This is a genomic window from Gordonia sesuvii, assembly GCF_036350415.1.
In the GTDB taxonomy this organism is placed as follows: Bacteria; Actinomycetota; Actinomycetes; order Mycobacteriales; family Mycobacteriaceae; genus Gordonia; species Gordonia sesuvii.
In genome coordinates, this window is sequence record NZ_JAZDUF010000003.1 from 589,824 (window position 1) to 603,926 (window position 14,103).

A 14,103-nucleotide genomic window follows, 5' to 3' on the forward strand; every position below is an offset into this window, starting at 1 on the left:
ATCGGCGCGCGTAGAGCGCGATGCACCGAAGGCCTGACTGTTCGCCAACGCTGTTCCCTTCCCCTTATCGTTCACAGCGCTCTCATGCCAACAATTGGGTACGACAAAATAAGCCGTGCCATTCGATCGGCATTCTTGGGGCCACCTTTTAGGCCGCCTGAAGAGATGCTGAGAGCGTATGGCAGTCATCTGACTTTGACAACTTGAAAGCGGACCGTGGACCGATCCCGAGGGAGCTGAACAGTGGTCGGCGACAAACGTTACAGCGGACGCCGGTCTAGTAGGTCACACTTTCCGAACGCCCCCGCGAAGTCGCAATGCTGTGACCTGCACGTTCGTCTGGAGTGTAGTTAGCGATGCGTAGGATCTCGCACGCGCAAGCTTGAGAGTGATGTCAGACACACTGCTAGGCAGGCGCTTTCGGGGCCACTGCCCCCAGAGCCTGGGGCTTGACGCGGCCTAGATTCTGCGCGTCGCGGCGATATTCATATGTTCACTATCGTAAATTTTCTGGCTGTCATGGCTAGCCGTTCACACTTTTGGGCGACCGACCTCGGGACTTCCCTGCAGCCCTGGGAAAATCGCATTCGCCATTCAGCAATTCGTACGACAGAATCGACGCTCTACATAATAACCGTAGTTGAAAGAAACGTAGCATCAACGTTGCATTGAAGCCATGGCTCGATTTACGAGTGCGATCACCTTATTGGACACATGACCCAGATCGCGCTGAGTTCAGCGGGCGGACCAACTGCCAAGCGTTCTGGTCGGCAGCTCTGCGGCGTAGGTCGGCGGGCTCGGCGCCGGGTTCGGGTTCCACGACTCTCCCCCACGTCGGCTACCGACGCTTCGGACGTCCAGGACCTCGGCGAGAACTCTTGCCCGGAATCTTCCCCGCCGCTTCGCGTGCCGCCCGCTTGGCCGCCGCTTTCTCCCGGGCCGACCGTTTCGGCGCCTCGTCGGTGCGGCCCCGCGACGACGTCGCCTTGCGACCGCGCACGATGCCGATGAACTCGTCGGCGAGGTCGGTGGTCGGTTGCGGCCACAGGAGCCCGACGGTGGAGGTCGGGGCGTCGGTCACCGGCCGGTGCACCAGATCCTTGCGGTGGTGCAGACGCGCCAGCGACTGCGGTACCAGCAGCACACCGATCCCGGCGGCGACGAGTTCGATGGCGTCGCCGGTGGTCTCGGGTCGATGCGACACCGCCGTGCCCGGGCGCTGCTCCACCGTCATCGGCTCGTCGAGCGGCCACAGCAGTTGTTCGTCGGCGAGGTCGGCCAGCGTCATCTCATCGCCTGCGGTCAGCACGTGGTCTTTCGGCACCACCACGACGGTGGTCTCCTCGTACAGTTCGATGCTGTGATGCGCTCCCGCGTCACCGTGACGCAGCGCATCGGGTAGTCGGGTGATCGCCATCTGCACGCGCCCCTTCCCGATGGCCTCGGCACAGTCGGCGACGTCGAGGGCGACGAGGTCCAGCGGCACGTCGGGACGTCGTTGCTCCCAGATCCGGACCCACTTGCCCGGCGTGACCCCCGGGACAAACGCCAGCCGGAACACCGGGGCATCGTCGCTGGTGGTCGCGTCGGGTGTGGTCACGACCAGAGGCTACCGCGCGATATCCTCGGCCGATGAGCTCGCAATCGATGAAGCCGGCCACCGCCGCCAAGAAGCTGGACGTGTACCTGCCGGCCACCCCGGCCGAGTTCCGCGAGCGCCCCATCACCCGAGCCGAACTCGCCGACCTGCAGGCCGACCCGCCGGAATGGCTCCGCACGCTGCGCACCGACGGCCCGCATCCGAAGAACCTGGTCGCCGCCAAACTCGGCATCTCCAACTCCGGCCTGGTCCGCGGTGGTATCACCGAAGCACTCACCACGGCGCAGATCGATGAACTGCTCGCCGCGATGCCGGACTGGCTGGCGGCCGAGCGCGCCACCCAGCTCGAGGTGCGGCGCGAAGAACGCCGCATCAAGTCCCTGCACGCGGACAAGCGTCGGGCACGGGAGGAAGGCGACGCCGAGCCAGACGCCTGACACGTCGGCAGCCCCAATCCGCAGATAGCTAATCGTCGATCAAGTATCGTTGAGAGTGCGCCCCGTCAGACCACCCCCCGACTGGTCTGGCGGGGCGCTTCGGGTCTCGCGTTCCTCAGCTCGAATAGGCGTGCCGCGGGTGTGCCGCAGCAGGACTCGTGAAGATTCGATTCCTCATCGAAATCCGGGGCATGCCATCCATGTTAACTTGAGCGAATAGCAAAGGCATCGATTTGCTCGCGGAACCCAATAACCATTAATGTCGGCCGATGAGCTAGCGCGACATAGCATTCGAAATTGGTGCAGGCTCCACCACCAATACCCAATACCCGGCCCGTATCCGCGCCGATACGGCCACACCTGACAATCCGTCTCACCGAATTCGCAGCGACCGCGTCGTCTAGCAACGCTGGGCTGTCGGTCGAGGCGGTCATCGCCATTATCTGCCGCATTGAAATGTCGAGAACTGGTCGACAACCACCAGCACCGACCCGGTGCGCAACGATCTACCGGAGATCCAAACCCCGTTCCGGCGCATCGACCAACCGCGACCACCGCGGATAGTGGCGCCAGATTCAAACTTTGGTTCCCGGATCTTCTGGGGTGACACTGTTCACGCCGAGTGCGTCCTCAACGATACCGGCGATAGCTTCAGGGTCCCAGCGTTTTAACATCTCGCGAACGCTGTCAACTCCATTTCCGTAGTCATGAACTCTAAAAACTTGCAGAGCGCGAAATGCCACGGACCGGGCACGTTCACGGTGTCCCATTGCATATCGCGCTTGCGCAACATTGCTAAGGCAAAATCCAACCTCCACATGACTAGTACCATAGTAGCGTTCAATAATAGGTAGAGACTTCTCGAGAATCACCAAGGCTTCTCTCCCATTTCCCTCCGAAAGAAAGCTCACCGCAACATTGCACGACACTTTCGCCACTTCCACATGATCCTGCCCGTAGTTCAACCTGTAGGCAGCCGAGGAGCGCAGAAATACTTTCCGGGCTTCAGGATACTTACGTCCGGCTAACAACGCATTCCCAAGGTTGTTCAAGGCCCTAGCTACCTCTATATGATCTGGCCCGTAATCGCGCTCAAAAGCATGCAATGCCTGCATATGGAGGTCTTGAGCTTTTATATAGTCACCTAGGTGGTGCCAAATATTTGCCAGATTATCGCGAACCTTCGCCGCTTCGACATGAGTACGGCCGAAATTTCTTTCCATAATCGAAAGAGAGCCTTCAAAATGCACACGCGCTGCGTGAATATCATCGAGTCCACTAAGAGCTAGGCCTAGATTATTCAGATTTGCCCCGACAAAGACGTGATCGGGACCATGCTCTTGTCGATTTATAGATAACGCACGCCTGTGCATGTCGACAGCCTCGCGATACTTACCCAACGCTCGCAAGTTGTTGCCAACAAATGTCAGACTCTCAGTAATCCCGTGATGGTCCATGTCGAGATAATCTTCGCAATTTTCAAGGGCACGTTCGTGAAACCCTAATGCCGTACCAAAGTTCCCCTCGGCGCTATGACTAGAGCCAATGTTGTTCAGGGTTTGCGTTATCGCAGCGTGATTTTGCACTCGATCGGTCTGAAGAATCCGAAGAGCCCGCTCGAAGAGTTTGCGCGCCCTCTGGGTATCCCCGGTTGACAACACAACTAAACCAAGTTTGTCAGCGGTCTTTGCCACCTCTGTATGGTTCGGTCCGAACTCGGCCTCCTGCAAATCGAGCAACAGAATCAGAGCCCCGAGCGACCCGCCGCGAGAATTGCTTTCACTTCCGTAGTCAATACACCTCCGGAGCCACACAACTCCAGGTTCACCTAGAGTATCAATATGCGACCACGCGGCGTCTCGATGTTTGACTTGACCAGATACATGGGCAGTGAAGGATATCCGGCCAATAGCGTCTGAATCGTTAGAGGCTTCCTCAATCGCAGCCAGCCAAACCGACGCGTTGGGCCCGTGTAATTCGTCGGCTAAAAGTGACGCTGCGAGCCGCGGATCAGGCAATACACCGTCTCGTTCGTCTGCAACATTGAGTAGCGAACCGCCTTCCAAGATGTCGGCGGTTGCCCATTCCAAAACCAAGGCCAGGTGCGCCGGATCGGGGGGAGACGCACCAACGCGAATGCTTAGTTCAGAGAACCGTGCGAGAGGAAGCGGGCGAGTAGTTCCAGTGCCAACCCACTGAATTGCCACTTCTACCAATTCAGTCGCCAAATCACAAGCGCCCCGATCAGGCTCGTGCGGGCATTGATGGAATCCGCTAGCGAGTCGGTTCAAGAGTTTGGTCAATGACACAAATGCGGCAGCAATTCCTTCACTGAAATCAATTTCTGGATGCTCACTCTGCGCTCGCCGCACTTCAACGATTGACGGCAATCGACGAAGGGAAATCGGGCTGCGGAACTCTGCCGCTACCTCGGGATTGTCCGCCGTCCATGCTTGATATGCAGCACCACTGGGGATTGTGGCAATAATCCGTGAACCTGGCGCATGCTTCAGGCATTGCTTAAGCAAGTTTGAGTTGATGTCACCTTTGCCGAACTCATCGATTCGATCAAGCCAAAGAACTACAGGCGTTGTTCTTCCTAATCGCGACAGAATGTCTAGATCAACCAGCAACCTACGCAATCCAGCGGGCGATCTCGGTGTGAGAATAATGCTATCTGGCCCAGCCCGCAGGGCCAATTCATATGCCGTTCGGGTCACTCCACTAGCGGGGTCTCCTACCAAGAGAATTAGACCGTTCTGTCGTAGCCGCGCGTCGACCGATGCGTCGACGTCGCGACCTACATACGCTGGCAGTTTCGTCTCGGCAAAACGAGGTCCACCAGAGGGCGGTGAGACGCCCAGGACTATAGGATCCGCATCCGCGACTCGAGGTGGCGGGTTTGTCCACGCGATCTTCAGACTGTCGTTTGCCTGTCGGCGCCAGGAAGACTCGGCGGCGGCCCGCAATTCATTCTCGGCGTCTCGCTTTCTGATCTCATTCGCCCGAGTATCACGATGCTTGACAACCTCAGTTGCGACACCAATACCCAGGCCGACCAGAACAACGACCACTCGGAGCCAAATCGGGCACTCGAAGAGACCCAGGACGGCCGTCATAGCAGCAGCCGCCGCCGCACAGATACCAAACGCCGCGATAGGAGGTAGATCGCGGACCCTCGCTGCCGCCTTACGCCACACCATTCTGGCATTCTGGCAGGTGCTGCGGATTTGCGCTCCTCTTCTCCCTCCTGCGCGCCGCCTGGGAGCCGATACCTGCAGTATTAGTTCGCATCACGATGGTGGCTTCACAGTATTCTGCTGCTATCCGTAGTAGATTGCTGTTTTCTACGCTCGAACTTCTACGGTCCCGCCTGACTACCTGCAACCGGCTGGATGAGTAGGGCGGGATCACTCAACTCGCGGGCACTCCGTGCCCACTAACGCTTTCGTCAATCGTTTCTCACACGGAACCTTCTCACCTCAAATCTCCGCAGCCCTAAGACGTTTCGGTGGAACATCGGGTTCCGCGGAATGCTGGCAACACGGGTCCTAGTTCCGCGGCGAACTCGTGCTCAGTCCCGATGAGCCACGGTTGCGACGGAGGCATCATCCCGCGGGGACCCATCCGGCAGAAACTCGATGCGCAACACCTTGCCAGGACCGTCGACCACGACAGTCCCGCACAACACGCGACCCGGCGGCAGGATGCGGACCACCACGGAACCCTCGGTGGCGCTGTTCAATTCGTCGGCGATGCGCGACAACACGGAGGTGCGCGCATCTTCGTCGGCGTCGTCGAGGGCGTGTCCGTCGACCATGATCACCTCCACGCCGCGGGCGCGGGCACGGGACGCCGCCGCCGCGACCTCCGGGGTGCCGGCGAGGATCGGCGCACGCAACGAATCCCGTATCTGCGCTTCCAGATTGCGGCACCGCTCCCGTTCGGCCGCGGTCAGCGGTTCCTCCTCGGCGATCCGCTGCAGCAGCGGCGTCACTTCGGCATTCAGTTCGCGCAACCGCTGATCACGTTCAGCGACGGCCCCGACCGCTGCGGCGCGGGCAGCGTTCTGCTCGACGGCACGTCGTCGCAGTTCGTAGATGTTGCGGGCGGCCGGCCGGATGGTCGCGGCGAACAATGTCGACATCAGCAGCGGGCCTAGGTTCACCACACCGGCTGCGAATCCCTCTAGGGGCCCGCGATCGGTCGAGATGGTCCACAGGATCGACGCGGCGATCAGGCCGACCATCGTCAGCCACGCCGCCCCGACCCGTCCACGCACACACAACCAGGTGCACAGCATGGTGACCCCGCCGAACATCCACAGTTGATCGGGTGAACTGTTCGGCACCGGAAGCGCGTGGAAGCAGGCGTAGGCCGTGGGCGTCGTCGTGATGACCACGGCGACCGCGAACGGCGCCGGCAGTGGGTCCTGCCGGACCGCGAGGATGGCCACCGCCCCCAACGCGAGCAACACCAGGAGTACGGCGCCCGGCCAGAGCGCGGACAGGTCACCCGCCGACGTCGCGAACATCGTTGTCTCCGCGACGATGAACAGGGCCGCGATACCCCAGGCCGCGCGAGTGTTCATGCCCAGCAGCGAGCGGATGTCACCGGTCTCCTGGTTCAGCCGGAAGTCGAGCACACTCACCGGATGTTCTCCCATCGCAGGTCCACGCGGGTGCCGGCGTCCGGGGCCGACACCACTTCGGCCGACCCGCCGGGTAGCGACCGCACTCGCGCGAGGATGCTCACCGCCAGCCCGAGTCGATGTGGCGGAATACCGGTGGGGTCGAAACCGACACCGTCGTCGACCACGGTGACACTGATGGCGTCGCCGGTGATGTGCAGGGCCACCGCACGGTCGGCGTCGTCGCCGGCGTGGATGATGCTGTTGCGCAGCGCCTCCGCGGCCGCGGATTCGAGAACGTCGACGACGTCGACGGGAGCTCGCAGCGAGTCCGCGTCGTCGTCGAGGCGCGTGTTGATCTGCTGGGTGACGTCGACGGCCAGGACGGCCGCGCGCAACCGGGTACGGATGGCACCCGCGGCAAGGGTGGTGACTTCCTCTGGCGGCGAGTTCAGTTTGTCCATCGTGATGGTCGCCTGCCGCCGAACCGAATCCGTGTTGCCCTGTTTCGCGGCGGCGAGAAGTGTCGAGATGACCCAGTCGTGCATCAGGCCGTCGACGTGACTGCGCTGGCTGCGTCGAGCATCAGCCTCGGCGGCAGCGGCGGCGCCTGCATAGGCTTCGGCGCGCGTCTCGTCCAGCACCCGCCCTGTCCGCAGCGCCATCAGCGCCGCGCAGGTGTACGGCAGGATGAACGCGAAGGCGAACAGGACGTTGGCGGTGAGGTTCGCGGGGTAGTCGTCGGGTCGGCCGAGTGCGTTGGCCAGCTGTGCCGGGATGATCGCGGCTGTCATCAGGGTCAGCGTCCACCGGGGCGGCAGGGTGATGGCTGCGGCGAGTCCCGCGAGGCCGGGGATAACGGAGAACCACAGCTGGTCGTCGACGGTTCCGCCGTTCCATGCCGGGAACCAGCTGATGCCGACGATGATGAAGACGACCGCGCATGTGCGCGAAGCGGTTTGCGCAAGGGTCCGTCGTCGGGTGATGGCGGCGATCAGCAGCACCGCCGGGGGCGCGAAGATGGCAAGCGGCGCCAGTAGATTCCACCACGCCGCCGTGATCGAGAACTGCGCCGCGATCTGTGGGCCCAGGATCGCCAGATAGGCGAAGTAGCCGGCGCCGACGAAGATCGAGAACAGCCGCTCGATTCGTATTGCGGCGCTTTGCTCTTCGATGCGGGTCAGCGGTTTCGTCGTCGGCGGGGAAAGGGCAACCATCCGTCCTCCAATGCGCGCTGATACAGATCGGTCTTGGTGGGGGCGGGACGTCCCGACGCGGCGTACTTCTGCCGGATGCGGGTCAGGTAGTCGTTGACCGTGTCCGGCGAGAGGCCCGACAGCGTCGCCACCCGCTGCGCCGACTCCCCGGACGCGTACAGGCTGAGGATCTCGCGTTGCCGGGGGCTCAGTGCGACGTCGGCGAAGTCGGCGTCGCCGTCGATGGCCATCGCCCAATCCATAGTCCCGACCACACCGCCCGCAGCCGCGCGGCGGATGGCGGCGACCACCACCGAGTCGTGCTCCGACTTGCGCACCACGCCCAGGACACCGGCTTTGGCGGCCGTTCTGACGAGATACGGTTCCTCACCCGAGGTGAACACCAGAACGTTGTCGATGCCGGCCGCGGCGAGATCGGCGACGTTGGCGGCGGGCGACGAACCGTCGGGTAGTCGCAGATCGAGGATCGCCAGGTCGAGGTCGGTGGCCTTGGCCAGCAACTCGGCCACGCTGGGTGCCGCGGCGATGATGGCCAGCTCCGGATACGGATCGAGCAACGCCCGGATACCGGCGACCGTGACCGCGTGATCTTCGACGACACCGATCCGACGTGAGTTGTCCACAGATCTCCTTGACCCGGCCGAGGCAAAATGCGATCTCAGAGTATGCGACGAAACGGACTTTCACCGGATAGTCAAAATCCGGCACGCGATTCTTCGAATGACCGGTGCAGAATCATTCCCGCGGATTCAGCGTAAGAGATGAATTGCTGATGCTATTCCGACACTGGCAGATGGGTCACCCAAACCAGCTGAGGGCAGTGACCGGCTCGCAGTCGCTTTCATCAATGTCGATTGCGCAGATAGCTCGCTGGATGCCGGCGAGATCATCTGGGTCGGTGATCTCTTCGTGACGAATGAACTCTGCCCAGGCCCCGGCCGGGGTATCAGCGAAGTACTGGACAGGTCCGTCGCCATGAGCGTGCCAGCGAGCCCCAGGTTGGGTATTCAATTCCCACAGGAACGGGAAACGCGGGTCGTAGTTGCGAAAGACGATCACGTCGCTCCGAGCGCCACGAGGGACGCGGCGAGTCGAGCCACCTTCTGCGGCCCACGATCCTCTGGGTCCCAGTCCCCCTGTTCCAACACATCGCGCGGGGTTGTCGGGTCGACGTTCCGCGGAACGTCGAGCGCAGCCTGGTGCAAACCGACGGCTACTCGCCTGTGCCCTTCGATCTGCGCCGCCGCGGAGCCGCCGACCGTGGCGGAGACCGACGCATGTGGTCGCGCACGCGGGTAAGGATGTCGGCGAGTGTCTCGACATCGGACGACGAGAGTGGCGCCAACAGCATGTCGGTGACCACGGCGATGTGTCCGGGGAAGACGTCGGCGAGTACGGCGCGACCCGCTTCGGTGAGCGTGACGATGACGCCACGTTCGTCGTCGGCCGCTGGTGTCCGGGTGATCAGGCCACGCTTTTCCAGCGTCTGTGCCTGGTACGTCAGTCCGGAGCGGCTGTAGACCACACCGTCGGCCAGGTCGGTCATCCGCCGACTGCCGTCGGCAGAATCCCCGAGCGTGGCCAGCAACTGGAATTGCACATAGCTGAGCCGCCCGGCGTCCTGCAGTTGTTGCTCGACAGCGTGTCTGAGCAGACTGCTCGTCTCGACCAGTGCGAAATAGGCGGCCAGCTGAGTGCTGTCCAGCGGCCGTGGCGATGTCATACCGGCAGACTAACAAACCTTCAACTTCGAAACACTTGCTTCGAAATTGAAGCAGTGTTAGCGTTGCCCGCAGTTGCTTCGAATCCGAAGCACTTGGTGAAAGGAAGTCATCATGAAGGCTGTTCGATTCCACGAGACAGGCGACGCCGAGGTGCTGCGCTACGAAGATGTCGACATCCCCACCCCGGGTGTCGGCGAGGTGCGCATCCGGGTGGCGGCATCGGCGTTCAATCCGGCCGACGGCGGCATGCGGGGCGGCTTCCTGCCGATCCCGGTGACCCTGCCCCACATCCCGGGCTACGACGTCTCGGGCACGATCGACGCCGTCGGGGAGGGCGTGACGGACCTGAGTGTGGGGCGCGACGTCGTCGGTTTCCTCCCGATGGCCGCTGACGGCGCGGCGGCCGAATATGTCGTCGCACCAGCCGATGCCCTCGTGGACGCACCCAAGGCAATCCCGCTGGCCGATGCCGCCGGGCTGCCGTCGGTCGCGCTCACTGCCTCACAAGCACTCTTCGAGGCCGGCGGGCTGAGTGCTGGTCAGCGCATCCTGATCAACGGCGCCGGCGGTCCCGTCGGCGGATACGCAGTGCGACTCGCGGCGCGTGCGGGTGCCCATGTCATCGCGACGGCAAGCCCCCGCAGTGCCGATCAGGTCCGGGCAGCGGGCGCCGACGAGATCATCGACCACACCGCGACGACCGTTCTCGACGCTGTGGACGAGCCCGTCGACGTACTACTCAACCTCGCGCCGATCACAGCGGAGAACTTCGTGGCGATGGCGACTCGTGTCCGCGATGGCGGGGTGGTCGTGTCCACGACGCCGATGGTCGAAACCCCTTCCGACGAGCAGCGCGGCGTGCGTGCGGTGACGATCTACGTCCACCCCGACGCACGGGTGCTGACCGAACTGGTGGGTCTGATCGACAGCGGTGACCTCCGCGTCGACATCGCTCGCCGAGTGCCGCTGAGCGAACTACCCGGTCTGCACCGGCAGTCCGATGCCGGTGAGGTCCGCGGAAAGGTGGTCGTGATCCCGGACTGAAGGGTGGCGCGGGGCCTACGCGAAGAACATGCCCAGCGTCAGCAGCCCACTCGCGGCGAAGGAGGCGGCGATGACCACGGCGGCGCGGGCGTGGTCGACCACCGAATCGACCGGCTGCGCCAGATCGGTGGCGACCGCAGGTTCGTGTGCGGCTGGCATCGTGACTCCCCCTCGTTGCGCTCTGTTGGTCTCGTTAACGACGCTAAGGGCGTGCGCTGGTGCGTTCGACTGCGTGACCCACATCGTGGCGGATTCGCGATCGAGGTAACGGGTTGATAACGGCGAACCTCCTTCGAGGGGTCGATCGGAGGCTGGCCTATCCTCGGTCGGACGGATTGGACAGCGAGGTACCACCCGGATGAACTACGAAATGGCCATCGCCGCTCTCGGGATCGGCATCGTCATCGGCCTGACCGGTATGGGCGGCGGCGCACTCATGACGCCGACGCTGGTGCTGTTCTTCAACGTTCCCCCGCTGACCGCAGTGTCGAGCGACCTCGTCGTCAGCGCGGCCACCAAACCCGTCGGGACCATCGTGCACACCCGCAACGGGACCGTGCACTGGAAGATCGTGCTCTGGCTGGTCATCGGTTCGGTGCCGGCAGCGTTCTCCGGGGCGCTGGTCATCTCCTGGGTCGGCCCCCTGGCGGGGGTCAGCGAATTCGTGAAGACAGCGCTCGGCGTCGTATTGCTCATCGCCGCAGCCGGTCTCGTCGGACGCGCCTACCTCACCTTGCGTCAGAACATGCGGCCCGACCCCTCCGCGGTTGCCGGGCCACCCCCGGCCACCGGCAACGACATCGCCGTGCGCATGCTCCCCACCCTCGCGGTGGGGGTGATCGGCGGGCTCGTCGTCGGACTCACCTCGGTCGGCTCAGGGTCGCTGGTGATCATCGCGCTGATGGCGCTGTACCCGTTCCTGTCGGCCAACTGGCTGGTCGGCACCGACCTCGCCCAAGCCGTCCCCCTCGTCATCGCCGCCGCCGCCGGGCACCTGCTGTTCGGTGACGTCGACTGGAGCGTCGTGGCGCCGCTGCTGGTCGGCAGCATCCCGGGTGCCTACATCGGCGCGCGGCTGTCGTCGCGGGCGTCGGCCGGACTCGTGCGTCGCGCACTCGCCCTTGTCCTGGTGACCGCGGGGCTGAAGATGCTCGGCGTCAGCAACCTGTGGACGCTGATCGGGCTGGGTATTGCGCTCGTCGTGGGGACTGTCGGGTGGATGGTCATCCGGATGCGGTACGGGCTGAAGGCGACGAATTGGCAGGATCGTCGGGCGGCGGTTTGAGGCGTCGATAGGCGTTCCGCGGAACGTCATGCCGCGGCAGCGGTGGAGACGTCCTGCGATGGAAGGAACTCAGTTCTTGACCAGCCCACCGTCGACGACGAGGTTCTGACCGGTCACCGCCCGCGACCACGGCGACAGGAAGAACAACACAGCATCGGCGAACTCTTCGGGCGTGGTCACCGACCGCAGTGGCGTGGAATCGGCGATGGCGTCGAACACCGCACCCGGAGTTGCCGCGCTGGCATCGGTGGTGCGCAACAGCCCTCCGGAAACCATGTTCACCTTGATGCCATCGGGGCCGAGATCGTGCGACATCGTGCGGGTCAACGCGAGCAGCGCCGCCTTCGCCGCGGTGTAATCGTGATACGGCACAACCGGATTCTGCACCAGGTTGGTGCCGATGTTGACGATTCGACCGCTGCCGGCCGCACGCATTCCCGGTAGTGCCGCCTGGATGACATTGAGTGCGCCCCCGACGACGCCGGTGAGCTGCGCGTCCAACTCATCCCACGAGAGATCGTCGGCGTGGGACCGATCCTCACCGTTGAAGGAGTAGTCGGGCAGCGCATTGTTCACCACCGCGGTCACCGGGGTGCCGAAATGCTCGCCCGCAGCGGCGACCATGTCGCGCACCGCATCTCGATCGGTGACGTCGGCGCCGACGACAAATGCCTTGTCACCGATCTTGTCGGCCAAAGCCCGTGCGGCATCACCACTCCGGCGATAGTTGATGACGACGCGGGCTCCCTGGGCGGCGGCCGCCAGGACGATGTGCGCGCCGAGGCCGCGGCCTCCGCCGGTGACCAGAACGACATGCTCAGAGGTGGGCACAGCAGACATTCGGACCATCCCTTCGCCGGTGCTAACCGGAGCAGGTTCGACGGGTGTGATCTCAGCCGACCCATGCCGGCACCCCGTGTCGCACCCCATCCGACCGCATCGGGTGGGCGAACGCAACTTGCGGTGGTGCACCGAGAACTATGGCGCGCCCAGCCGACCAGAAACGGCACCCACTCGACGGAAAGTAGCGCCCAGTGGACCGGAAACGGCGCCCAGTGGACCGGAAACGGCGCCCAGTCGACGGGAAACGGCACCCACTCGACGGAAAGTGGCGCCCAGTCGACAGAAAGTGGCACCCAGTCGACAAGATGGACACATGAGTTCTGCGCAGACCGGCCTGGCGTCGCCACGAGGGTGGACGCGTCGGCAGGCGCTGCGCACGATGCTGCTCGCGGCGGCGGCGCTTCCGCTGGCAGCCTGCGGGTCGTCGACCAGCGAGGACGCTGGGCCGCGGCGCACGTGGGGCGCGTACATCCCCAGCGTCACCCCTGCCTCCGAAACATCCCCCTCACCGATCGACCAGCTGGCCGCGCTCGCCGGCGCGACGCCGGCGTACCTGCATCGGTTCGCTGCGATCGGCGACTCCGCCCCGACCACCGATCTCGACGCCATCGTCGACGCCGGGGCCACCCCGCTGTTGACACTCGAACCCTGGCGGCCGGACGGAGGGATCGTGCAGCCGCGATATGCGTTGTCACGCATCGCGGCCGGCGATTTCAACGCCGATTTCCGTCGCTGGGCAACGCAGCTCGCCGATTGGGGCCGGCCCCTCCTGCTCCGTTTCGCGCAGGAGATGAACGGCACCTGGTATCCGTGGTCGATCGGGGTCAGCGGCAATTCGGCGGCCGACTATCGAAATGCGTGGTCGCAAATGCGGACCATTTTCGACGACGAGGGCGTCGAGAACGTGTCGTTCGTGTGGGCGCCCAACGCACTGACCGTCGCCACCACCGACTTCGGTGACGCGTACCCGGGCACGGACCAGGTCGACTACCTGGCCGTCGACGGTTACAACTGGGGCGACACCCCCGGACACCACTGGCAGCCGGCCGCAGACCTGTTCTCCCCCAGCCTCGCCCGACTACGGGAACTCGATGCCGACCGGCCGCTGCTGATCACCGAGGTCGGCTGCGCCGACGGCCCCACACCGGAGATGAAGGCGGACTGGATTCGCGACTTCTTCGCCGCCGTCGACGCCGAGCCGCGGCTGGAGGCGTTCCTGTGGTTCCAGACCGACAAGGAACGGGACTGGCGGTTCAACACCACGCCGGACAGCACGCAGGCGTTCCGGCGTGGCGTCAGCTCCCTCGCAACCGGCTGACCGCG

13 protein-coding genes and 1 riboswitch are annotated in these 14,103 nt (G+C 63.8%); of the genes, 4 read left to right on the plus strand and 9 right to left on the minus strand.

All coding sequences use genetic code 11. The annotated features are described in order from the left end of the window. Positions 1 to 838: 838 nt before the first annotated feature. The gene (locus VZC37_RS13490; protein WP_431309409.1) at positions 839 to 1,606 is read right to left on the minus strand and encodes a LysR family transcriptional regulator substrate-binding protein; all 768 of its coding nucleotides are present in this window, start codon (positions 1,604 to 1,606) and stop codon (positions 839 to 841) included. A 41-nt stretch (positions 1,607 to 1,647) separates the two neighbouring features. Here VZC37_RS13490 and VZC37_RS13495 point away from each other — a divergent pair, with 41 nt between their 5' ends. Next, complete coding sequence (locus VZC37_RS13495) at positions 1,648 to 2,037, plus strand: DUF5997 family protein (protein WP_330433154.1); 390 nt, start codon at positions 1,648 to 1,650, stop codon at positions 2,035 to 2,037. Between the two features lie 575 nt (positions 2,038 to 2,612). Here the strand turns inward: VZC37_RS13495 and VZC37_RS13500 are convergent. From VZC37_RS13500 to VZC37_RS13525, 6 genes are all read right to left on the minus strand, one after another. Continuing rightward, positions 2,613 to 4,757, minus strand: coding sequence for a tetratricopeptide repeat protein (locus tag VZC37_RS13500; protein WP_330433064.1), 2,145 nt, complete (start codon positions 4,755 to 4,757; stop codon positions 2,613 to 2,615). An 854-nt stretch (positions 4,758 to 5,611) separates the two neighbouring features. Then, positions 5,612 to 6,703, minus strand: coding sequence for a hypothetical protein (locus tag VZC37_RS13505; RefSeq protein WP_330433065.1), 1,092 nt, complete (start codon positions 6,701 to 6,703; stop codon positions 5,612 to 5,614). Continuing rightward, complete coding sequence (locus VZC37_RS13510) at positions 6,685 to 7,884, minus strand: sensor histidine kinase (protein ID WP_330433066.1); 1,200 nt, start codon at positions 7,882 to 7,884, stop codon at positions 6,685 to 6,687. The genes VZC37_RS13505 and VZC37_RS13510 overlap by 19 nt, the downstream gene beginning before the upstream one ends. Next, complete coding sequence (locus tag VZC37_RS13515) at positions 7,848 to 8,507, minus strand: response regulator transcription factor (RefSeq protein WP_330433067.1); 660 nt, start codon at positions 8,505 to 8,507, stop codon at positions 7,848 to 7,850. Before VZC37_RS13515 ends, VZC37_RS13510 begins: the two co-directional genes overlap by 37 nt. Before the next feature lie 175 nt (positions 8,508 to 8,682). Continuing rightward, positions 8,683 to 8,943: a hypothetical protein gene (locus tag VZC37_RS13520; RefSeq protein WP_330433068.1), complete on the minus strand. Its 261-nt coding sequence runs from the start codon at positions 8,941 to 8,943 to the stop codon at positions 8,683 to 8,685. Positions 8,944 to 9,097: 154 nt separating this feature from the next. Further along, positions 9,098 to 9,607: a MarR family winged helix-turn-helix transcriptional regulator gene (locus VZC37_RS13525; RefSeq protein WP_330433069.1), complete on the minus strand. Its 510-nt coding sequence runs from the start codon at positions 9,605 to 9,607 to the stop codon at positions 9,098 to 9,100. A gap of 112 nt (positions 9,608 to 9,719) precedes the next feature. Between VZC37_RS13525 and VZC37_RS13530 the strand changes: the two genes are divergently transcribed. Continuing rightward, positions 9,720 to 10,652 (plus strand): NADP-dependent oxidoreductase, encoded by a 933-nt coding sequence (locus tag VZC37_RS13530; protein WP_330433070.1) that lies wholly within the window; start codon positions 9,720 to 9,722, stop codon positions 10,650 to 10,652. Between the two features lie 15 nt (positions 10,653 to 10,667). Here the strand turns inward: VZC37_RS13530 and VZC37_RS13535 are convergent, their stop codons facing one another. Beyond that, positions 10,668 to 10,811: a hypothetical protein gene (locus VZC37_RS13535; RefSeq protein ID WP_330433071.1), complete on the minus strand. Its 144-nt coding sequence runs from the start codon at positions 10,809 to 10,811 to the stop codon at positions 10,668 to 10,670. A 199-nt stretch (positions 10,812 to 11,010) separates the two neighbouring features. On the opposite strand from VZC37_RS13535, the gene VZC37_RS13540 reads away from it, so the two are divergent. Continuing rightward, positions 11,011 to 11,937 (plus strand): sulfite exporter TauE/SafE family protein, encoded by a 927-nt coding sequence (locus tag VZC37_RS13540; RefSeq protein WP_330433072.1) that lies wholly within the window; start codon positions 11,011 to 11,013, stop codon positions 11,935 to 11,937. A gap of 69 nt (positions 11,938 to 12,006) precedes the next feature. Here the strand turns inward: VZC37_RS13540 and VZC37_RS13545 are convergent, their stop codons facing one another. Further along, the gene (locus tag VZC37_RS13545; RefSeq protein ID WP_431309398.1) at positions 12,007 to 12,777 is read right to left on the minus strand and encodes a 3-oxoacyl-ACP reductase; all 771 of its coding nucleotides are present in this window, start codon (positions 12,775 to 12,777) and stop codon (positions 12,007 to 12,009) included. Continuing rightward, positions 12,768 to 12,864, minus strand: a riboswitch (TPP riboswitch). Its footprint overlaps the gene before it by 10 nt. A gap of 229 nt (positions 12,865 to 13,093) precedes the next feature. On the opposite strand from VZC37_RS13545, the gene VZC37_RS13550 reads away from it, so the two are divergent. Then, positions 13,094 to 14,098: a glycoside hydrolase family 26 protein gene (locus VZC37_RS13550; protein WP_330433074.1), complete on the plus strand. Its 1,005-nt coding sequence runs from the start codon at positions 13,094 to 13,096 to the stop codon at positions 14,096 to 14,098. Positions 14,099 to 14,103 lie beyond the last annotated feature (5 nt).

Coding starts and splice junctions, on each gene's coding strand:
- VZC37_RS13540 (WP_330433072.1), top strand. CDS start 11,011: ATGAACTACGAAATGGCCATCGCCGCTCTCGGGATCGGCATCGTCATC.
- VZC37_RS13505 (WP_330433065.1), bottom strand. CDS start 6,703: ATGGGAGAACATCCGGTGAGTGTGCTCGACTTCCGGCTGAACCAGGAG.
- VZC37_RS13535 (WP_330433071.1), bottom strand. CDS start 10,811: ATGCCAGCCGCACACGAACCTGCGGTCGCCACCGATCTGGCGCAGCCG.
- VZC37_RS13525 (WP_330433069.1), bottom strand. CDS start 9,607: ATGACATCGCCACGGCCGCTGGACAGCACTCAGCTGGCCGCCTATTTC.
- VZC37_RS13495 (WP_330433154.1), top strand. CDS start 1,648: ATGAAGCCGGCCACCGCCGCCAAGAAGCTGGACGTGTACCTGCCGGCC.
- VZC37_RS13550 (WP_330433074.1), top strand. CDS start 13,094: ATGAGTTCTGCGCAGACCGGCCTGGCGTCGCCACGAGGGTGGACGCGT.
- VZC37_RS13545 (WP_431309398.1), bottom strand. CDS start 12,777: ATGTCTGCTGTGCCCACCTCTGAGCATGTCGTTCTGGTCACCGGCGGA.
- VZC37_RS13530 (WP_330433070.1), top strand. CDS start 9,720: ATGAAGGCTGTTCGATTCCACGAGACAGGCGACGCCGAGGTGCTGCGC.
- VZC37_RS13510 (WP_330433066.1), bottom strand. CDS start 7,884: ATGGTTGCCCTTTCCCCGCCGACGACGAAACCGCTGACCCGCATCGAA.